This is a genomic window from Streptomyces sp. NPDC044106, from assembly GCF_056433985.1.
Map to the genome: position 1 here is coordinate 187,052 of NZ_JBWKFZ010000003.1, position 20,820 is coordinate 207,871.

Consider the following 20,820-nt stretch of genomic DNA (forward strand, 5'->3'; position numbering starts at 1 on the left):
AACAGTTCAGTCAATGCCCGTGGGATGGACGGGCGGCGAATGGTTCGGCCAGTCGGCTCGATCACAATCAAACAAAGAACACCAACAGAACTGTTCAGTTATTGAAGCAAGGGGCGTAGGTTCCGGTCTGATCCGTTCGCGCAACGAAGCGAGTTCACATGCAGTCCCCGACACAAACCCTGGCCGAGGGGCTTCGGCTGCCCACCAACGGCCTCGACTACGCGATCCTGGCGATCTACTTCGCCGTCGTCCTCGGCATCGGCTTCGCCGCCCGGCGCTCCGTGAAGACCAGCCTCGACTTCTTCCTCTCGGGCCGCTCCCTGCCCGCCTGGGTCACCGGTCTCGCCTTCGTCGCAGCGAACCTGGGTGCCACCGAGATCCTCGGCATGGCCGCGACCGGCGCGCAGTACGGCGTCGCGGTCGTCCACTGGTACTGGATCGGCGCCATCCCCGCCATGGTCTTCCTCGGCCTGGTCATGATGCCCTTCTACTACCGCAGCAAGGTCCGCTCCGTCCCCGAGTTCCTGCTCCAGCGCTTCGACAGGTCGGCGCACCTGCTCAGCTCGGCGCTCTTCGCCTTCGCCGCGATACTCATCGCGGGCGTGAACCTCTACGCCCTGTCGATCGTCGTCGAGGCGCTGCTCGGCTGGCCGCAGTGGGTCGCCATCGTCGTCGCGGGCCTCTTCGTCCTCGCGTACATCACCATCGGCGGCCTCTCCTCCGCCATCTACAACGAGGTCCTGCAGTTCTTCGTGATCCTGGCGGCGCTGATCCCCATCTGCGTCATCGGACTCAAGAAGGTCGGCGGCTGGGACGGCCTGTCCGGTTCGATCGAGAAGCAGCACGGCGACAACTTCATGACGGCCTGGGGCGGCACCGGCATCGGTGACGCCAACCCGCTCGGCGCCAACTGGCTGACCATCATCCTCGGCCTGGGCTTCGTGCTCTCCTTCGGCTACTGGACGACCAACTTCGCCGAGGTGCAGCGCGCCCTGTCCGCGAAGAACCTCTCCGCCGCCCAGCGCACCCCGCTGATCGCCGCCTTCCCGAAGATCTTCATCGTCTTCGCGGTGATGATCCCGGGGCTGGTCGCCGCCGTCCTCGTCCCGAAGATCGGCACGGCCGGATCGGACCTGACGTACAACGACGCGATCCCGTACCTGATGCAGGAGTTGCTGCCCAACGGCGTGCTCGGCATCGCGGTCACCGGTCTGCTCGCCGCGTTCATGGCGGGCATGGCCGCGAACGTCTCCTCCTTCAACACCGTGTTCACGTACGACATCTGGTCGAAGTACGTGGTCAAGGGCCGCGAGGACGGCTACTACCTGAAGTTCGGCAGGCTCATCACCGCCCTCGGCGTGCTCGCCTCGATCGGCACGGCCTTCATCGCCTCGTCGTTCTCGAACATCATGAGCTACCTCCAGACGCTGTTCTCCTTCTTCAACGTCCCGATGTTCGTCGTCTTCATCATCGGCATGTTCTGGAAGCGGGCCTCGATGAAATCCGGCGTCTGGGGACTCGTCGCCGGCACCACCGCCGCGATGGTCAACTACTTCTGGATCTACAAGCAGGGCATCATCGACATCCCGTCCGACCAGGGCGCCAACTTCGTCTCGGCGATGGTCGGCTTCGCCGCCGGAGCCGTCGTGATGGTCGCCGTCACCCTCTTCACCGCGCCCAAGCCCGAAGCCGAACTGGCGGGACTCGTCTACGGAACGGTCTCACCGGGCCTGGCGGACGACGGCGCCGAGGCGGGCGACAACGCGTGGTACCGCAAGCCGGCGCTGCTCGGCTGGGGCGCCGTCGTACTCGCAGCGGCCTGCTACGTGCCGTACTCGTTCTAGCCCGATCGGAGGCCCGAAGACCATGTCTGACCTGCACAAAGAAGTCTCCGACCTGGAGCGTAAGTCGGCGACGGCCGCCCGTCTCTTCGACATCAGGCGCATCATCGGCGGCCTGTTCGTCGTCTACGGCGTCATCGTGACGATCGCCGGGATCACCGCGTCCGACGCCGACCTGAAGAAGGCGGAGGACATCAACATCAACCTGTGGACGGGCCTCGCCATGCTCGCCCTCGGGCTCTTCTTCCTCGGCTGGCTCTGGCTGCGCCCGATGGTGGTCACCCCCGAGGAGCCGGAGGACGGGTAACCCCTCGCCCGCCCTCCCGGCCGGGGCCCGGGCTCACCGCGGTGGCTCGGGCCCCGTCGCCGTGTGCGGCCCGCCGGGCGCGCCGCCGTTGTCCGCGTACGCCGAGGCGGGACGCTCGGCACGCTCCAACAGGCCGGTGCGCGCGGCGAGCGCGGCGGCCTCAAGACGCGAGCCGACGCCCAGCTTCATCAGGACCCGCTGCACATGCGTACGCGCCGTGCTGGGAGCTATCCCCATGCCCGCGGCGATCAGCCGGGTGTCCTCGCCGTCCGCGACCCGCATCAGCACCTCGACCTCGCGGGGCGTCAGCATCTGCAGCAGGCGCTGCCCCTCGTCGTCGGGCTGCGCGGCCGGATTGAGCAGCTCGCTGAAGGCGCTCTGGAGCAGCTGCGGCGCGACGGCGGCCTCCCCCGCGCGCGCCTTCATGATGGCGCGCTCCACTCCTTCGATGCGCTCGTCATGGCGTACGTACCCGGAGGCGCCGGAGGCGAAGGCAGCGGCGATCCCGCGCGGGTTCGGCACCGGCCCGAGCACCACCACCGCCACCTGCGGGCGCTCCCGCTTGATCTTCACTACGGGGTCGAACATGCCCGGTTCGGCGGGCGTCGCCGTGCCCAGGAGGCAGACCTCCGGGGCCCTGCTGATGACCAGTTCCGCCGCTCCCGCGGCGGGCGCGGCGGCGGCGAGCACCCGGTGCCCGCGCAGTTTCAGCGCCGAGGCGAGGGCCTCGGCGAGCAGTCGATGATCGTCGACCACCATGAGCCGCACACCCACAGCAACCCCCCACTTCCCCGGCTGTTCCCCAGATCCACCGATCGCCCCGCTCTCCCGCTCCCGGCGGACCGAAGGCCCCCCGACCCTCCATCCCCCGGAAGCTACACGCTTGTTCGACGTTACGCGCCCCTACCGGCCAGAAGCGGCCCTGAATGCCTGAATCCCTGCCCTCCGGGGGCGTCGGGGAGTACGGAGGGGTACACGAACGGCGGCGGCCGCCCCCTGATGGTGCGAGGGGGCGGCCGCCGCCGTGCGGTGCACGCGGCGCGTGCCGCGCTACTTCTCCACTTCCCTACTTCGCGACGAAGCCGATCGCCACGTACTCCTTCTCGTCCGCCGAGTAGGGCTTGCTCAGGAGCTTCTTGCCCAGGAACAAGTGCCCGCCGGAGTAGAGGAGTTCGTTGGACTGCGGGACCATGCCGCTGATCGCGTCGGTGACCGCCTCGGAGCCCGGGGTCTCCAGGAGCTTGGTCTCCTTCATCGTCTTGCCGTCCAGTGACACGATCTGGGCGCCCTGCTTGTAGCTGTGCGCCTTGTACGCGATGACGTTGCCGCCGTCCATGCGGACGGGCACGATCTCCCCGTTCTCGCCCGCGACCGCGCGGTCGCTGGTCGACTTCCCGGTGGCAAGCGAGAACGACACGATCTCGTTGGTCCGGTTGTAGCTCTCACCGCTGCCGTCGTGCGGGCGGGTCGGGACGTACAGCCGGTCGTTGCCGACCGCGATCGACGTGCAGGCGTGGACCATGTTGACGCCGCAGTCGTGGTCGTACTTGCCGTCCTCCAGCGAGATCTTCGCGCGCAGCTTGCCGTTGCTGCCGAGCGAGAAGACGTCGGTCGCGCCGGAGGAGGTGATGCCGGTGGTGTCCTGGCCGAAGACGACCGGGTTGGTCGAGATGATCTTGGCGTTGTCGACGCCCGGCGCGATCGGGTACGTCCACTTCTCGTCGCCGGTCTTGGGGTCCAGGAGCTGGACCTTCAGCGTCTCGTCACCGTACGTACCGCACTTGCGGACCGCGACCAGCTGATCCCCGCCGGCGTAGCCGACGTCCCTGCACTTGCCGATCTTGGGCTTCCACAGGGACTTGCCCTTGATGTCCCAGGCGGCGCCGCCGCTCGAGGTGCCCGCCCCGGCGGCGATCGTGGTGCCGGAGATGGTGACTTCCTTGAACGTCGCCTTCACGCCGTTGGTCTCGGTGCTCTCGGTCCAGAGCTTCTTACCGGACTTGAGGTCGATCGCAGAGACGTTGCTGCACTGCTCGTAGTCGCCCTTCTTGTTCCGCTTGGCCTCTTCGGTGACGACCGCGGCGATGCCGTCCTCGGTGACCTCGGGCGCCATCGCGCAGGTCATGCCGGAGAGCGGGACCGTCCACTTCTTCTTGCCGGTGTCCGGGTCGTAGCCGTTCAGCTCGTTGACACCCGCCTTGGCGTAGACGTCGTCGGTCAGCACCGAGCCCGTGGTGTTCCAGATCTGGTCCTTGGGGATCTTCGGCTGGGGCAGCTGCATGACGACCTTGGCCGCGGGGTCGGCCGGAGCCTTCTCCTTGGCGGGGCCCTGGCCGGGCAGGGAGTCACCGCCCTTGCCGTCCCCGCCCTTCTTGCCCTTGCCCTTCTCGCCGGAGGCCTGCGACGTGTTCTTGTCGTCGCCCTTCGTCGAGGCGTAGTAGACGCCGCCGCCGACGATCAGCGCGATCGCGACGACCGCCGCACCGATGATCGTCATCTGGCGGCTGATCTTCTTGCCGCCACCGGGACCGCCGTCGGGCCCGCCCGCGGGCTGCGGCTGCATCGGCATGGTGGGGGGCTGCTGGTAGCCCTGCTGGTACGGCTGCTGGTAGCCCTGCTGGTACTGCGGCTGGGCGGGCTGCGTCGGGTAGCCGTAGCTCTGCGGGGGCTGCGGGGCCTGCGGGGGCGGGGGAGCCTGCGGGTAGCCGTAGTTGGGCTGGGCCGCGGGGGGCGCCGGCGGGGCCGCGGGGGGCGGGGTCTGCGGGGGCGGGGGCGGCTGCGGGGCCGACGGCTGCTGCGGCGGGGCCTGCGGGTAGCCGTACGAGGGGTCGGGGGCCTTGCCGAAGCCTCCGGGCGGAGGGTCCTGCGGGGCGCCGAAGCCGCCCTGCGGGGGCTGGTTCGGCGGCTGCTGCGGCGGCTGGGGCGGCTGGGTCATGACAGTCGTCTATTCCTTGGGGACGGGAGCGGTCGAGAAGGTGGTGACTGAGCGGTGGAGCAGGTCACTTGCCGTAGGCGAGCATCAGCTTCGACTGGCCGGCACTGCTCATGATGTTGGTGGTGGAGATGTAGAAGCGCCCGTCCACGTAGTCGACGTCCTTCGCGTAGAAGCCGCTCTCGATCTTCGACGTGCCCTTCGGGTGCCGCAGAAGGGTCTCGGGCTCGTGCGAACCGGACGTCGCGATGGAGACGACCCGGCCGCCCGCGTCGTACGGCGGCGCGACGTACGCGATCAGCGCACCGTTCTCGGCCTTCAGCGGGATCATCTTCGCGTCCAGCGGCGACTTGGTGCGCCAGGCCTCCTTGCCGGTGGCGAGGCTGGTCGCGACGATCTCGTTGGCGCCGCTCTGCTTGTCGGTCGGCAGGTAGAGGTACTTGTCGTCGACCGTCGCGCCCAGGCAGTCGCCCAGCGAGCCGCTGAGGAAGGAGTCACCGCACTGCGGCGCGAAGTTGTCGTCGGAGACGACCTCGGAGCGCGTCTTGTCGCTGCTCTCCTTCAGCACCGTGATGTTCCACTTCTTCTTGTCCTCATTGCTGAGGTACACGACCGTGGGACTCACCGAGTAGACCTTGCTGACGCGCCAGCCCTTGGGGAACTTCTTCGTCCACAGGGCCTTGCCGGTCTTCGGGTCGAGCTGCTGCAGCTCGTCGTGCTCGTTCGGCGTGCTCGCGCCGCAGGACAGGGCCATGATGAGCTGCTTGCCACCGGCGAAGCCGTTGGGGAAGCAGGTGCCCTCGTCCTTCTTGCCCGCGACGTAGAGCTTCTTGCCGTCGCTCATCCGCAGCGCCGTGCCGGACTGCTCGCGGCCGACCATCAGCACGTCGCCGACGAGGACCAGACTGCTCTGGAGCGCGGAGTCGAAGAGACCTTCCTTCTTGACCGGCTTGCCCCAGCCCTTGTCGCCCGTCTTCAGATCGACGACCTGGAGCTGGTTGCACTCGTCGCCGCTCTTGGAGCCCTCCTTGTACGCCACCACGATCTTGCCGTCGACGGTGGCCGTGTCGGTGGCGCCGCAGATCTTCTCCGGGAACGTGATGGCGTCCCAGGCGATCCTGCCGGTCTTCACGTTGTACGCCAGGAGCTGCTTGTACGCGGCCTTGACCACGATGTCGCCGTCGATCCACATGCCGGGGGCGTCGCCGCCGGAACCGGGGACCTTCGGCGCCTCCTTGTACCAGAGGACCTTCGCCTCGCCGGCCTGGCGGCCCGCGTTGAGGTCTTCCTTGCCCTCGTGGCCGTCGCCGCTGCCGTTGCCGGGGTTGGCCGGGACGGTCGCGGTAGGCCCCGGGTCCTTCTTCTTCGCCTCGGACTTCTTCCCGTCCCCGTCGTCACCGCCGACGACGGCGTACGTGACACCGCCCGCGACGAGCAGCGCGGCAACGGCCGCGGCGACGATCATCACGAGCTTCTTGCGCTTCCTGCCGCCGCCGGGCGGAGTACCTGGCGGGGTGCCGGGCGCGCCGGGGCCCGCGGGGAACTGCGGCTGCGTGGGCGCCTGCGCGTACCCGTACTGCGGCTGGCTCCCGTAGGGGCCGGGCTGGGTCGGCTGGTTGTAGGGGCCCGGCTGCGGCGGCTGTGTCTGCGGCTGCTGCGGCTGCCCGTAGGGGCCGGCCTGACCGTACGGTCCGGGCTGCCCGTAGGGGCCCGCTTGGCCGGGCTGCGGCTGCGGCTGCTGCTGCTGCTGCGGGTATCCGTAACCCGGCTGGGGCGCCCCGCCGCCCTGCCGTGGATCCTGCCGTGGATCCTGTGGAGCTCCGAAGCCGCCGGGCGGCGGCTGGTTGGGCGGCTGAGTCATCAGCGCTTCCCCCTTCACTGACTTTCGGCACGCCAAATGGTGCTGAGGCCAGCCTTTCTATCACCCTGGCGCTCTACCACACGGGCCCGGCCCTGTCGCTGTCCCCAAGGGCAGACATAGCCGTAATCCGGCCGTTATGCGTCCTCCACGGGAGCTCTACGCGTCCTCCGCGAGCTCCAGCCAGCGCATCTCCAACTCCTCGCGCTCACCGATCAGTTCACGGAGCTCGCCGTCCAGTTTGGCCACCTTTCCGAAGTCGGTGGCGTTATCGGCGATTTGGGCGTGGAGTTTGGTCTCCTTCTCGGAGATCTTGTCCAGCTGCCGCTCGATCTTCTGCAGTTCCTTCTTGGCCGCGCGCGCGTCCGCGGCGGAGACGGCCGACGGCGCGGCGTCCTGCGCGGGCGCGGTCCTCGCCGGTCCCGGGGAGGCGGTCTCCGCCATCCGCCGCCTGCGCTCCAGGTACTCGTCGATGCCGCGCGGCAGCATCCGCATGGTGGCGTCGCCGAGGAGCGCGAACACCTTGTCCGTCGTCCGCTCGACGAAGAACCGGTCGTGGGAGATCACGACCATGGAGCCGGGCCACCCGTCGAGGACGTCCTCCAGCTGCGTCAGCGTCTCGATGTCGAGGTCGTTGGTCGGCTCGTCGAGGAAGAGGACGTTGGGCTCGTCCATGAGCAGCCTGAGCAGTTGCAGCCTGCGCCGCTCACCACCGGAGAGGTCCCCGACCGGCGTCCACTGCTTCTCCTTGCCGAACCCGAACGTCTCGCAGAGCTGGCCCGCGGTCATCTCCCGGCCCTTGCCGAGGTCGACCCGCTCGCGCACCTGCTGCACGGCCTCGAGGACCCGCAGCGTCGGCTTCAGTTCGGCGACCTCCTGCGAGAGGTAGGCCAGCTTCACCGTCCTGCCGACGGCGATCCTGCCCTCCGCGGGCTGCACGTCGCCGTCGCTGCGGGCCGCGTCGGCCATGGCGCGCAGCAGCGAGGTCTTGCCCGCGCCGTTCACCCCGACCAGACCGACGCGGTCGCCCGGACCGAGCTGCCAGGTCAGATGCTTGAGCAGCAGCTTGGGCCCGGCCTGGACGGACACGTCCTCCAGGTCGAAGACGGTCTTGCCGAGCCGCGTCGTCGCGAACTTCATCAGCTCGCTGGTGTCCCGCGGCGGCGGCACGTCCGCGATCAGCTCGTTGGCGGCCTCGATACGGAACTTCGGCTTGCTGGTACGCGCCGGGGCGCCGCGCCGCAGCCAGGCCAGCTCCTTGCGCATCAGGTTCTTGCGCTTGGTCTCCTCGGTGGCGGCGATGCGCTCACGCTCCGCGCGCGCGAAGACGTAGTCGGAGTACCCGCCCTCGTACTCGAAGACGGAGCCGCTCTGGACGTCCCACATGCGCGTGCACACCTGGTCGAGGAACCACCGGTCGTGCGTCACGCAGACGAGCGCCGAGCGCCGCGTCCGCAGGTGCTCGGCCAGCCACGAGATGCCCTCGACGTCGAGGTGGTTGGTCGGCTCGTCGAGCACGATCAGGTCCTGCTCGGCGATGAGCAGCTTGGCCAGCGCGATGCGGCGCCGCTCGCCGCCGGAGAGCGGGCCGATGACGGTGTCGAGCCCCTGCGGGAACCCCGGCAGGTCGAGCCCGCCGAACAGCCCGGTGAGCACGTCCCTGATCTTGGCGCTGCCCGCCCACTCGTGGTCGGCGAGGTCCCCGATGACCTCGTGCCTGACGGTGGCGGCCGGGTCGAGCGAGTCGTGCTGCGTCAGCACGCCGAGGCGCAGCCCGCCGCTGTGCGTGACGCGGCCGGTGTCGGCATCCTCCAACTTGGCGAGCATCCGGATCAGGGTGGTCTTCCCGTCGCCGTTGCGCCCCACGACGCCGATCCTGTCCCCCTCGGACACGCCGAGTGAGACGCCGTCGAGCAGGGCACGGGTGCCGTACACCTTGCTGACTGCCTCGACATTGACCAGATTGACGGCCATTTCTCTCCTGACAGGGGGGATCGATCGATCCTCCAGCGTAGTCGCCCGCGGGGGCGGCCCTCGGCCCGCTCCTGGGCGAGACGACCCGGGCCGCCTAGATCCGCGTGGCGCCCGGCGCCGGTGACGTCGCCGTCCGTGCGGTACGGCAGGTGCCGGAGGCCGTCAGCGCATCGGCCACGCGCTTCGCCGAAGCCGCGTCCGCCACGAGGAACGCCGTCGTCGGGCCTGAGCCGGAGACCAGCGCGGCGAGCGCGCCCGCCGCCGTGCCGGTGGCGAGGGTGTCGTGCAGCGCGGGGAAGAGCGAGAGCGCGGCGGGCTGGAGGTCGTTGGTGACCGTGGCTGCGAGGGCCTCCGCGTCACCGTCGCGCAGGGCCGCAAGCAGCGCAGGGGACGCCTGCGGCGCGGGCGCGACGGGCGTCAGCCGGTCGAACTCGCGGTACACGGCGGGCGTCGAGAGGCCCCCGTCGGCGACGGCGAAGACCCAGTGGAAGCGGCCACCGACGTCCAGCGGCTCCAGCTTCTCGCCCCGCCCGGTCCCGAGCGCCGCGCCGCCCACCAGGCTGAACGGCACATCGCTGCCCAACTCGGCGCAGATGTCGAGGAGTTCGTCGCGGGAGGCGTTCGTGCCCCAGAGCGCGTCGCAGGCCACGAGCGCGCCGGCGCCGTCCGCGCTGCCGCCCGCCATGCCGCCTGCGACGGGGATGTCCTTGGCGATGTGGATGTGGACGTCGGGCTCGATGCCGTGCCGCGCGGCAAGGAGTTCCGCGGCGCGGGCGGCCAGGTTCGTACGGTCCAGGGGGACTTGGTCGGAGCCGGGGCCCTCGCAGCTGACGCCGAGTCCGTCGGCGGCCGTGACGGTGATCTCGTCGTGGAGGCCGACGGCGAGGAAGACGTTGGCGAGGTCGTGGAAGCCGTCGGCGCGGGCGGCGCCCACCGCCAGCTGCACGTTGACCTTCGCGGGAACCCGTACGGTCACGCTCACGCGCCGGCCTCCCGGGGCTCGGCGGTCTCGGATTCGGCGGCCTTGTGCTCGGCGCTCTCGGACTCGGCGCTCTCGGACTCGGCGCTCTCGCTCTCGGCGCTCCCGTGCCCCGCGGTCTTGTGCTCGGCGATGCGGGCGAACTCCTCCACCGTCAGCGCCTCGCCGCGCGCCTGCGGCGACACCCCGGCGGCGACCAGCGCGGCCTCCGCGGCTGCCGCCGACCCCGCCCAGCCGGACAGCGCGGCCCGCAGCGTCTTCCTGCGCTGCGCGAAGGCGGCGTCGACGACGGCGAAGACTTCCCGCTTCGACGCGCTGGTCCGCACCGGTTCGGCGCGCCGGACCAGCGAGACGAGGCCCGAGTCGACGTTCGGCGCGGGCCAGAAGACGTTGCGCCCGATGGACCCCGCGCGCTTCACCTCGGCGTACCAGTTGGCTTTGACGGACGGCACGCCGTAGACCCGCGAGCCGGGCCCCGCGGCGAGCCGGTCGGCGACCTCGGCCTGCACCATCACGAGCGTGCGCTCGATGGTCGGGAAGGTGTCGAGCATGTGCAGCAGGACGGGCACGGCGACGTTGTACGGGAGGTTCGCGACCAGCGCGGTCGGTGCGGGGCCCGGCAGCTCGCTCACCAGCATGGCGTCACTGTGCACGAGCCCGAAGGCGCCCACCCGCTGCGGGAGGCGGGCCTCGACGGTCGCGGGCAGCGCCCCGGCGAGCACGTCGTCGATCTCCACGGCGGTGACGTGGGCCGCGGTCTCCAGGAGGGCCAGGGTCAGCGACCCGAGCCCCGGGCCGACCTCGACGACCACGTCGTCCGGGCGGACCCCCGCGGTGCGGACGATGCGCCGCACGGTGTTGGCGTCGATGACGAAGTTCTGGCCGCGCTGCTTGGTCGGACGTACGCCGAGGGCAGCGGCCAGTTCGCGGATGTCGGCGGGGCCGAGGAGGGTCGTGCCGTGCTCTGTGCTCACCGCACCAGGTTACGGGGTGGGGTTCCCCGCCCCCTTCGCTGCGGGCCCACTCCGTGGCGGGCGGGCGGGTGCGCCCCGCCGGGGAGGGGTGACCGCTCTACAACCGCCGGCCGCAGTGCGGCCAAGGGCTTGCCCCCCGTTGCACGTACAGCTTCTTCGCGCGCAGGGTCTGTTCCGCCGCCGGGGCGTCCTGCGGGCGGCCCGAGCCGCCCAGCGCCTGCCACGTCCGCGTGTCGAACTGATAGAGGCCGCCGTACGTACCGGAGGGATCCACCGCGCCGGGCCGGCCGCCGGACTCGCAGTGGGCGAGGGAGGCCCAGTCCAGGCCCTCCGCCCCCGCCACCGGCGACGGCATCCGCTTCGTGCCGATCCGCACGATCCGCTTCTGCGGCTCACGGACCACCTCGGCCCGCACCCGCCGCGGCCGCTGCTTGACGCCGTTGACGGTCCGCACCGTGTACGTGATGCGTCTGACCCCCGGCCGCCCCGCCTGCACCACGACCTCCGTGCCGCGCAGGACCGACGCGTCCTCGGTCCTCACGACCTCGAAGGGGATCGCCTCCTCGCGGACCTCCTTGGTCCCGGTGACCCGCATGACGGTGACGGTCTGACCGTCGCGCGGAAAGCTGTCGGCGGCGACCGACATCGTGTCCTGGCCCCGCAGCGTCACCCCGGACTCGGCGACGGCCTCCCGCACGGTCGCCGCGTTCGTACGGATGGTCCGCTCCCGTCCGTCCGCCATGATCGTGACGGTGCGTTCCGTGAGCACGTCGAGGGTGAGCCCGTCGCGGTCGATGCGGCGGCTGCGCGACGTCGACAGGTACGCGCCCTCCGCGCGCACGCCGAGCTGCCGCAGCGCCCCGTCGACGGTGCGGGCCGTGGTCCACACCTCGCGCGGCTCGCCGTCGAGGGTGAGGCGGACGGGCCGGCCGTAGCGGACGGCGATCTCGTCGCCGCTGGCGAGGGCGGCGTTGGATCCGGGGGCGACGATGTCGTGGGCGCCGACGTCGACGCCCTCGTCGGCGAGGAGTTCGCCGACGTCGTCCGCGAAGGTGTGCAGGGTGCGGGGCTCGCCGTCGACGATGAGCTCCACGGCCTTGTCGTTGGCGACGAACGCGGAGGTGCCGCCCGCGAGGAACGCCACGACGAGGGCCTGCGGCAGCAGCCTCCGCATGGCCTCGGGCCGGTTCTCGGAGCGGGGCGACGGCCGAGTCCCGGCCCGGCTCCCGGCCCTGGTCCCGGTCCGGGCCTCCGGCGCCCCGGACCCCCGCCCGCCGCTCTTCCTGCGCCGCGCGGCCCGCCCCCCGCCGCCCGCCGGCGCCGACTGCTGCCGCGGCAGACGCCCCTCGGCGCCCCCGTCACCACCGGCCTCCGGCGCCGCGGGCACCACGTCGACCATCGTGGTCTCGTATCCGGGCGACCAGTACGCCGCACCTCCGTGGACGGCCGCGTACGACGTGTCATGGGCGTAGGCCGCCTCCGTCGGGCACGACGAGACATCGCGCCACGCCTCATACGGCGGCTCATACGGCGGCTCGTACTGCGAGTTGCTCACGACGACGCTCCAGGGGGTCCGGGTCCGTACCGGGGCCGGACAGAACCTAGCGGAGCGCTCGTCACTCTCCAAAGCAGCGCGACTACGCAGTGTCGCCGCATTGACCTGAGCTGCTCCCCGCGGGCGATACGCGTCGTTATCGGTCAGTAAGCAAAGGCGCGCGCCGTGTTCACGGAGACGGCCGTGGCCATGGCGTCCTCGTCGATGCCGCGGACTTCGGCCATCGCGCGCAGCGTGACCGGAATGAGATACGGCGCGTTGGGCCGTCCGCGGTACGGGGCGGGCGTCAGGAACGGCGCGTCCGTCTCAACGAGCACCAGTTCGAGCGGTGCGACGGCCAGCGCGTCCCGCAGGCCCTGCGCGTTCTTGAAGGTGATGTTGCCCGCGAAGGACATGAAGTAGCCGTTCTCGGCGCAGATCCGGGCCATGTCGGCGTCACCGGAGTAGCAGTGGAAGACGGTGCGCTCGGGGGCGCCCTCCTCCTTCAGGATGCGCAGCACATCGTCGTGGGCCTCGCGATCGTGGATGACGAGGGCCTTGCCGTGCCGCTTGGCGATCTCGATGTGGGCGCGGAAGGACCGCTCCTGCGCGGCCATGCCCTCAGGGCCGGTGCGGAAGTGGTCGAGGCCGGTCTCGCCGACGCCGCGCACGTGCGCCAGTGCGGCGAGCCGGTCGATCTCGGCGAGCGCCTCGTCGAGGGCGGCGTCACCGCCCGGCTCGCGCGTCCCCTGCCGGGACCAGCCGTCGGGGTCGCCGAGGACGATGCGGGGGGCCTCGTTGGGGTGCAGGGCGACGGTGGCGTGCACGCTGTCGTGCGCGGCGGCGGTCTCGGCCGCCCACCGGGACCCGCGTACGTCGCACCCCACCTGGACGACCGTCGTGACGCCCACGGAGGCGGCCTTGGCGAGGCCCTCCTCCACCGTGCCCGACTGCATGTCGAGGTGGGTGTGGGAGTCGGCGACCGGCACCCGGAGCGGTTCGGGCAGGGGCGGCGGGACGTCGGCGTTCTTCGAAGGCATACCTCGATCCTACGAAGCCCCCCACGAGCCGGCCGCCCCGGCCGGACGCCCCCGGCTCAGAGCCTGTGTCATATCCCCGGTCGGATCAGTGGGCGTCGTCTGGTGCGTGCGATCGCAAGGCGCCGGGAAGTCCTCGGTGGGGGTCCCCCCGGGCCGTTCAGGCCTGGGGGAGGAGCTACTAGGGCTTTTTGGCAACGCGGCGAGCGTGCGTGCCAGACGACGCCCACCCGGCCGGGGATATGACACAGGCTCTCAGTGCCCCTTGCGGTGCTGGAAGGGGTGGAGCAGGTCGGACAGGTGCCAGTGGTGATCACCCTTGGCCCCGCCCGCCGCAACCCCACCGGCGGCGACGACGTCGGCCTCGGCCGCGGCGTCGGGCGCGAGCGCGTCCACCGGGCCCGCCGGCTTGCCCACTCCCGTGCCCTCCCGCTGCCGCCGCATCATGTCGAGCACCGAGGACACCTGCCCCGCCCGCATGATCCGCACGACGTGGCCACCGCAGTTCAGACACGTGGGCCGGGTCAGCGGCGACGGCACGTGCGCGCCGTCCGCCCGGTACATCACGAATTCATGACCCGTGGCGTCCACGTGGTGCTCTATTTCGTACGACTGCTCCCACCCGTGCCCGCACCGCATGCAGGCGAAGGCGTACGACTCATGAACGACATTTATCGCCGCGCTGGGGTGGCCGGTGTCCGCGATCTCACTCATGCCAGCTGCTCCTCTTGCCCGAGGGACAAGCACTGCCGGAGTCCCGGGAGAATCCAGGACCGGAAGCGTAGGGACGGGTGCGTCCCTTCAACCAGTGGACGCCTTTCCCGGAGCGAGCGCATCAGACCTGTCGAGCATTGGATCCGTTTTGGCCTGCCCTTAGAAAACAAGCCTGGTGCGGGGCCCGCGCTTTGCCTTTCACGATAGTCCTTTGCCTGCCGATGGGCCGCCCCGATCCGCATTCTTTGCCGCCACGACGGCATCGAAGACGGCACGCTTGGGAAGGCCCGCCTCGGCGGCGACCGCGGCGATCGCCTCCTTGCGCCGCTCGCCCGCCTCCTCGCGGACCCGCACCCGGCGCACCAGTTCGTCGGAGCCGAGCTCCTCGGCGCTCTTCTCGGGGGCGCCCTCGACGACGACGGTGATCTCACCGCGCACCCCGTCGGCGGCCCACTCGGCGAGCTCCTTCAGCGAACCGCGCTTGACCTCTTCGTACGTCTTGGTCAGCTCGCGGCAGACCGCCGCCCTGCGCTCCTCGCCGAACGCCTCGGCCATGGCGAGCAGCGTGTCGTCGATGCGGTGCGGGGCCTCGAAGTAGACGAGGGTGCGCCGGTCCTCCGCGACCTCGCGCAGCCGCGAGAGCCGCTCGCCCGCCTTGCGCGGCAGGAAGCCCTCGAAGCAGAACCTGTCGACCGGCAGCCCCGAGAGCGCGAGCGCGGTGAGCACGGCGGACGGTCCCGGCACGGCCGTCACCCGCATGTCCCGCTCCACGGCGGCGGCGACCAGGCGGTACCCGGGGTCGGAGACCGACGGCATCCCCGCGTCCGTCACGAGCAGCACGCGCGCGCCGCCCGCCAGCGCCTCGACCAGCTCCGGCGTGCGCGCCGACTCGTTGCCCTCGAAGTACGACACGACCCGCCCCGCGACCTGCACCCCCAGCGCCTGGGTGAGCCTGCGCAGGCGCCGGGTGTCCTCGGCGGCGACGACATCGGCCGCCGCAAGTTCGGCGGCGAGCCGCGGCGGCGCGTCGGCCACGTCACCGATGGGCGTGCCCGCGAGGACGAGGGTTCCGGGGGATTCAGCGCTTCCTGTCACGGTTCCATCCTCGCAGGGCCCACGGGCGGGACTCGCACAGTCTGGTTCCCTACGATGGCGCGGTGACCAGTACCGCGTCTTCCCCGGACACCCGCGAGGGCCAGGCAGCGAAGGAGCAGCAGCCCTCGTGGCAGCGGCGGCTGCGCCGATTCGGCCATGCGGAGCGGGCCAGAGACGACGTCACGCAACGCCTCGTTCCCGCGTACACGGAGCCGAGCCCCCGCCTGTGGATGACGCTCGGCATGCCGGAGCACCTCGCGGACCGTCTGGTGCGCTGGTCCGGCTGGGGCGGTCCGCTGCTGATCACGCTCGTCGCCGGTGTGCTGCGGTTCCTGAACCTCGGCAATCCCAAGTCGGTGATATTCGACGAGACGTACTACGCGAAGGACGCCTGGGCGCTCATCCACCGCGGCTTCGAGGTCAACTGGCCGGACAAGATCAACGACGACGTCCTGCGGCAGGGCAGCGGCATCGCGGTCCCGCACGACGCGGCGTACGTGGTGCATCCGCCGGTCGGCAAGTACGTGATCGGAATCGGCGAGTGGCTGTTCGGTTTCGACCCGTTCGGCTGGCGGTTCATGACGGCGGTGCTCGGCACGCTGTCGGTCCTCATGCTCTGCCGGATCGGACGGCGGCTCTTCCGCTCGACGTTCCTGGGATGCCTGGCGGGCGCGCTGCTCACGGTGGACGGCCTGCACTTCGTGATGAGCCGCACCGCGCTGCTCGACCAGGTCCTGATGTTCTTCGTGCTCGCCGCCTTCGGGTGCTTCCTGATCGACAGGGACAAGGCGCGGGCGCGACTGGCCGCCGCGCTGCCGCCCGACGAGGACGGTGTCGTACGCCCCGACGCGCGGGTGGCCGAGACGACGCGACTGGGGTGGCGGCCGTGGCGGTGGGCGGCCGGGCTGTGCCTGGGGCTCGCCTTCGCCACCAAGTGGAACGGCCTGTACATCATGGTCTTCCTCTGCCTGATGACGGTCCTGTGGGACGTGGGCGCGCGCCGGGTGGCCGGGGCGGCGCGGCCCTACCGCGCGGTCCTGCGCCGCGACGTGCTGCCGGCGTTCGTGTCGACGGTGCCGGTGGCGCTCGCCACGTACGTCGTCTCCTGGCTCGGCTGGATCCTCTCCCCCGCGGACGGCACCGGCGGCTACTACCGCAACTGGGCGGCGACGGCCGGGAAGGGCGGCGACTGGACGTGGCTGCCTGACTGGGTGCGCAGCCTGTGGCACTACGAGCACGCGGTGTACGAGTTCCACGTGGGCCTGTCCTCGCCGCACACCTACCAGTCGAACCCGTGGAGCTGGATCGTCGACGGCCGCCCCGTCTCGTACTTCTACGAGTCGCCGCTGCCCGGCAAGGACGGCTGCCCCGCCGACACCACCGACAAGTGCGCCCGCGAGGTCCTCGCGCTCGGCACCCCGATGCTGTGGTGGGCGGCGGGCATCGCGCTGCTCTACGTGCTGTGGCGGTGGGCGTTCCGCCGCGACTGGCGCGCGGGCGCGATCCTCTGCGGCGTCGTGGCGGGATATCTGCCCTGGTTCCTCTACCAGGAGCGGACGATCTTCTACTTCTACGCCGTCGTCTTCGTGCCGTTCCTGTGTCTGGCGGTGGCGATGCTGGTCGGCGCGATGCTGGGGCCGCCGGGGGCGAGCGAACGGCGGCGCGTCGCGGGCGCCGCGGGTGCGGGCGTTCTCGTCCTCCTCGTCTTCTGGAACTTCATCTATTTCTGGCCGATTTATACGGGCACCGCCATTCCCATCGATTCCTGGCGCTCCCGAATGTGGCTGGATACATGGGTGTAACGCACACCATGGACACCGTCCAATAACAACGGCCCCTTGTTCAGCCCCTGCCCCCTTAGGGTTCAGGGCGAACAACCCTCCCGGATATGTCCGCGCCGGGAGGGCTCCTGGGGAGGGGAGCGCATGGTGCGCAAGGGAGTAAAGGTCGCGCTGGTCGGCGGGGTCTTCACCGTGCTGGTCGGGGGTGCCGGGTACGGCGCGTACAACCTGGTGAACGGCGTGACCGGGAGCGGTGGTCCTGCGCACTCCGGGACCGAGGTGAAGACCGGCCCGCCCACGGGCGGCGAGGTGCGGGAGGCCTCGCGGAAGTTCTTCGAGGCCTGGTCCTCCGGGGACGCCGACGGGGCGGCGGCGTACACGAACAACCGGGAGCAGGCGGTGGTCTCGCTGACCGGCTACCGCGAGGACGCCCACCTGACGAAGGTGAAGCTCACGCCGAAGCGGGCGTCCGGCGCGCGGGTGCCGTTCTCCGTCTCGGCGACGGTCTCGTACAAGGGGAAGAGCAAGCCCCTCACGTACGACTCCCGGCTCACCGTCGTCCGCGGCAGGACCACGGGCCGCCCGCTCGTCGACTGGCAGCCGGCCGTCGTGCACCCGTCCCTGGAGAAGGGGGACACCTTGGTGACCGGCGAGGCCGCCGCGCCGCCCATCCAGGCGGTGGACCGGGCGGGCACCGTCCTGAGCAAGAAGGACTACCCTTCGCTCGGCCCCGTCCTGGACCAGCTGCGCAGCAAGTACGGCGAGAGCGCGGGCGGCGAGCCGGGCGTCGAGCTGTACGTCCAGCACGAGAACGAGGACGCGGGCACGCGCACGCTGCTCACCCTCGCCAAGGGCACGCCGGGCAAGCTGCGCACCACGCTGAGCGCGGGCGTGCAGAAGGCGGCGGAGCAGGCGGTGCTGCGCAGCGACGACTCCTCGGTGGTGGCGCTGAAGCCGAGCACCGGTGAGGTCCTCGCGGTCGCCAACAACCGCAAGGACGCGTTCAACGCGGCCTTCCTCGGCCAGGTGGCGCCCGGCTCGACGATGAAGATCCTCACCTCGGCGATGCTCATCGACAAGGGGGTCACCAAGGCGGGCGGCGCCGCGCCGTGCCCGGCCACCGCGACCTGGCAGAGCCAGACGTTCCAGAACCTCACGGGCATGGCGCCGAACGAGTCCGCGACGTTCTCCGAGGACTTCGCGCGCTCCTGCAACACGGCGTTCGTGAAGCTCATCGACGAGAACGGCATCACGGACTCCTCGCTCACCGAGGAGGCCCAGAACAACTTCGGCCTCGGACAGGGCAACTGGAAGGTCGGCATCCCCTCCTTCGACGGCGCCGTACCGGCGTCGGCGGGCCCGAACCGCGCGGCGAACGCGATCGGCCAGGGCGAGGTCCAGATGAACCCGCTCACCATGGCCTCGGTCACCGCGACAGCGACGACGGGCGCCTTCCGCCAGCCGGTGATCGTGCCGCACTCCCTCGACGACCGCGAGCTGGCCACCGCGCGGGGCCTGCGCTCCTCCACCGTGGAGCAGCTGCGCCAGATGATGCGGCGCACGGCGGTCAGCGGCACGGGGGCGCGCGCCATGGCCGGGCTCGGCAGCGACATAGGGGCGAAGACCGGGTCGGCCGAGGTCGACGGCCAGGCGAAGTCGGACAGCTGGTTCACCGGCTACCGGGGCGATGTCGCGGCGGCCGCGATGGCGCAGCGGGGCGGACACGGCGGTGACGCGGCGGGGCCGATCGTGGCGGCGGTGCTGGGCGCAGGGTAGACGCTGCGGCGGTGCGTCGCCCGGGCGGGCGATGAAGTGGTCAAGGGCTTCTCGGTACGCCTCTAAGGTGGCCTTCCGGTGCGGAGCCGGGGGTTCTCGGGGAACTGCGGAGGGTTTGTGGGCAAGCGAAGGCGCGCCGCCGAGCGCAAGAGCGTCGGTGTCAGAAGCGTGAAGGTGCATCCGGGAGTGCTGGGCGGGGCGGCCGTCGTGGTCGTCTGCGGCGTGGGGGCTGCCGCGTTCGCACTCTCCGGAAGCTCCGGTTCCGGCGGGGACGGCTCGACGGTCGACGAGAAGCAGGTGGCGTCGGGCCCGCCGACGGCGGCCGAAGTGCGCACCACCGCGCGGGCGTTCCTCGCCGCGTGGGCCAAGGGCGACGCGGCGCGCGCGGCGAAGCTCACGGACGACCGCGCCGCGGCGCAGAAGGCCCTGACGTCCTACCGCAAGGACGGCCACCTCACGAAGACCGAGCTGACGCCGGGCAGGCGGTCGGGCGCCGACGTGCCCTTCAAGGCGGCGGCCACGGTCTCGTACGAGGGAAAGAGCAAGCCCCTGTCGTACGCGTCCGAACTCACCGTCGTCCGCAGGAAGAACGACGGAAAGGCGCTGGTGGACTGGCGTCCCTCGGTGCTGCACCCGGAGCTGAGGCAGGGCGACCGGCTGGTCACCGGTGAGGCGGGCGACCCGCCGATCAAGGCGGTGGACCGGGACGGCGGGGAGCTCTCCACCAAGAAGTACCCGTCGCTCGGTACGGTCCTCGACGGGCTGCGCGAGAAGTACGGCAAGAAGGCGGGCGGCAAGGCGGGCGTCGAGCTGCGTGTGGTGCGGGCGGAGAAGGACGCGCCGGGCTCCGCGTCGGCGAAGAAGAAGAACTCCTCCGATTCGATGCCCGACAAGACCCTCCTGACGCTCGCGCCCGGCACTCCGGGGACGCTGAAGACGACGTTCAGCGGCTCGTTGCAGTCGGCCGCCGAACGGGAGACAGCCAAGCGGAAGCGGGCGTCCGTCGTGGTGGTCAAGCCCAGCACCGGGGAGATCCTGGCCGCCGCCAACTCCGAGCCCGGCGGCTTCAACACGGCCTTCCAGGGATCCATCGCACCCGGCTCCACGATGAAGGTCATCAGCTCCTCGATGCTCCTGGAGAAGAAGCTCGCGGGGGTCGACAAGAAGCATCCGTGCCCCAAGTACGAGACGTACGGCGGCTGGAAGTTCCAGAACGACGACAAGTTCGAGATCAAGAACGGCACGTTCCGCGCGAGCTTCGCCCGGTCCTGCAACACGGCCTTCATCAGCCAGGCCAAGAAGCTCGACGACGACTCCCTGACCAAGCAGGCGCAGGAGGTCTTCGGGCTCGGCCGCGACAACTGGTCGATCGGCGTCTCGTCCTTCGACGGCGCGGTGCCGGTGCAGAGCGACGCCCAGATGGCGGCCTCGCTGATCGGGCAGGGCGCGGTGCGGATGAACCCGCTGAACATGGCGTCGGTGGCGGCGACGGTGAAGTCCGGCACGTTCAAGCAGCCGTACCTGGTCTCGCCGGACGTGGACGACCGCAAACTGGCGACGGCCTCGCGCAGGATGTCCGGCTCGACGGCGGCGGCCCTGCGTGACCTCATGCACTACACGGCGGTCGCCGGCACGGCTGTCGAGCCGATGCGGGGTCTCGGCTCCGACATGGGCGCGAAGACCGGTTCGGCGGAGGTCGACGGCCAGAAGAAGCCGAATGGCTGGTTCACCGCGTACCGGGGGGACCTGGCGTCGGCGGCGGTCGTCCAGGGCGGTGGCCATGGAGGGGACTCGGCGGGGCCGGTGGTGCGGGCGATGTTGTTGGCGGGGGGTTGAGGGGGGCGGGCCTTGGGCGGCGTCTTCGGGGGGCCGGTGCCTTTTTCGGTGGGCGGGGGCGTCCGGGGTTTTGCGGAGTGTGGCGGTTCCGGGCCGGGAGTAAAGGGCGCTCCGCTGCGCTGCGCGTCGGCTGCGCCGATTCCGCTGCGCTCCACCCTTGACTCCCGTCCCTCCACCGCACG

The 20,820-nt window shown here is 70.9% G+C and carries 15 protein-coding genes; 5 read left to right on the forward strand and 10 right to left on the reverse strand.

All coding sequences use genetic code 11. The features are described from left to right. Positions 1–158: 158 nt before the first annotated feature. Positions 159–1,844: a sodium:solute symporter family protein gene (locus tag AC07DI_RS06020; RefSeq protein ID WP_478902480.1), complete on the forward strand. Its 1,686-nt coding sequence runs from the start codon at positions 159–161 to the stop codon at positions 1,842–1,844. A 22-nt stretch (positions 1,845–1,866) separates the two neighbouring features. Beyond that, a complete protein-coding gene (locus tag AC07DI_RS06025; protein ID WP_384255408.1) occupies positions 1,867–2,148 on the forward strand; it encodes a hypothetical protein in 282 nt (93 codons plus the stop codon). Between the two features lie 33 nt (positions 2,149–2,181). Here the strand turns inward: AC07DI_RS06025 and AC07DI_RS06030 are convergent, their stop codons facing one another. The 10 genes from AC07DI_RS06030 to rsmI form a co-directional block, all read right to left on the reverse strand. Then, complete coding sequence (locus AC07DI_RS06030) at positions 2,182–2,907, reverse strand: response regulator transcription factor (RefSeq protein WP_478902481.1); 726 nt, start codon at positions 2,905–2,907, stop codon at positions 2,182–2,184. A gap of 307 nt (positions 2,908–3,214) precedes the next feature. Continuing rightward, complete coding sequence (locus AC07DI_RS06035; RefSeq protein ID WP_478902482.1) at positions 3,215–5,083, reverse strand: outer membrane protein assembly factor BamB family protein; 1,869 nt, start codon at positions 5,081–5,083, stop codon at positions 3,215–3,217. Positions 5,084–5,147: 64 nt separating this feature from the next. After that, complete coding sequence (locus AC07DI_RS06040) at positions 5,148–6,941, reverse strand: outer membrane protein assembly factor BamB family protein (RefSeq protein WP_478902484.1); 1,794 nt, start codon at positions 6,939–6,941, stop codon at positions 5,148–5,150. A gap of 156 nt (positions 6,942–7,097) precedes the next feature. Continuing rightward, entirely contained in the window at positions 7,098–8,912 is a 1,815-nt protein-coding gene (locus tag AC07DI_RS06045; RefSeq protein ID WP_478902485.1) for an ABC-F family ATP-binding cassette domain-containing protein, read from the reverse strand. 94 nt (positions 8,913–9,006) lie between these two features. Beyond that, complete coding sequence (locus AC07DI_RS06050) at positions 9,007–9,894, reverse strand: 4-(cytidine 5'-diphospho)-2-C-methyl-D-erythritol kinase (protein ID WP_384263603.1); 888 nt, start codon at positions 9,892–9,894, stop codon at positions 9,007–9,009. Further along, the gene (rsmA, locus tag AC07DI_RS06055) at positions 9,891–10,865 is read right to left on the reverse strand and encodes a 16S rRNA (adenine(1518)-N(6)/adenine(1519)-N(6))-dimethyltransferase RsmA (RefSeq protein WP_478902487.1); all 975 of its coding nucleotides are present in this window, start codon (positions 10,863–10,865) and stop codon (positions 9,891–9,893) included. The genes AC07DI_RS06050 and rsmA overlap by 4 nt, the downstream gene beginning before the upstream one ends. A gap of 97 nt (positions 10,866–10,962) precedes the next feature. Continuing rightward, a complete protein-coding gene (locus AC07DI_RS06060; RefSeq protein WP_478902489.1) occupies positions 10,963–12,420 on the reverse strand; it encodes a ubiquitin-like domain-containing protein in 1,458 nt (485 codons plus the stop codon). 143 nt (positions 12,421–12,563) lie between these two features. Further along, positions 12,564–13,439, reverse strand: a complete 876-nt coding sequence (locus AC07DI_RS06065; protein WP_478902491.1) for a TatD family hydrolase — start codon at positions 13,437–13,439, stop codon at positions 12,564–12,566. Positions 13,440–13,691: 252 nt separating this feature from the next. Next, positions 13,692–14,150, reverse strand: coding sequence for a hypothetical protein (locus AC07DI_RS06070; protein ID WP_478902493.1), 459 nt, complete (start codon positions 14,148–14,150; stop codon positions 13,692–13,694). Between the two features lie 198 nt (positions 14,151–14,348). Continuing rightward, complete coding sequence (rsmI, locus tag AC07DI_RS06075; RefSeq protein ID WP_478902494.1) at positions 14,349–15,245, reverse strand: 16S rRNA (cytidine(1402)-2'-O)-methyltransferase; 897 nt, start codon at positions 15,243–15,245, stop codon at positions 14,349–14,351. Positions 15,246–15,307: 62 nt separating this feature from the next. Between rsmI and AC07DI_RS06080 the strand changes: the two genes are divergently transcribed. The 3 genes from AC07DI_RS06080 to AC07DI_RS06090 all read left to right on the forward strand — a co-directional run bounded on the left by AC07DI_RS06080 (position 15,308) and on the right by AC07DI_RS06090 (position 20,638). After that, a complete protein-coding gene (locus tag AC07DI_RS06080; RefSeq protein ID WP_478902495.1) occupies positions 15,308–17,047 on the forward strand; it encodes a dolichyl-phosphate-mannose--protein mannosyltransferase in 1,740 nt (579 codons plus the stop codon). Positions 17,048–17,173: 126 nt separating this feature from the next. Further along, positions 17,174–18,802: a penicillin-binding transpeptidase domain-containing protein gene (locus tag AC07DI_RS06085; RefSeq protein WP_478902850.1), complete on the forward strand. Its 1,629-nt coding sequence runs from the start codon at positions 17,174–17,176 to the stop codon at positions 18,800–18,802. Between the two features lie 117 nt (positions 18,803–18,919). After that, a complete protein-coding gene (locus AC07DI_RS06090; RefSeq protein WP_478902496.1) occupies positions 18,920–20,638 on the forward strand; it encodes a penicillin-binding transpeptidase domain-containing protein in 1,719 nt (572 codons plus the stop codon). Positions 20,639–20,820 lie beyond the last annotated feature (182 nt).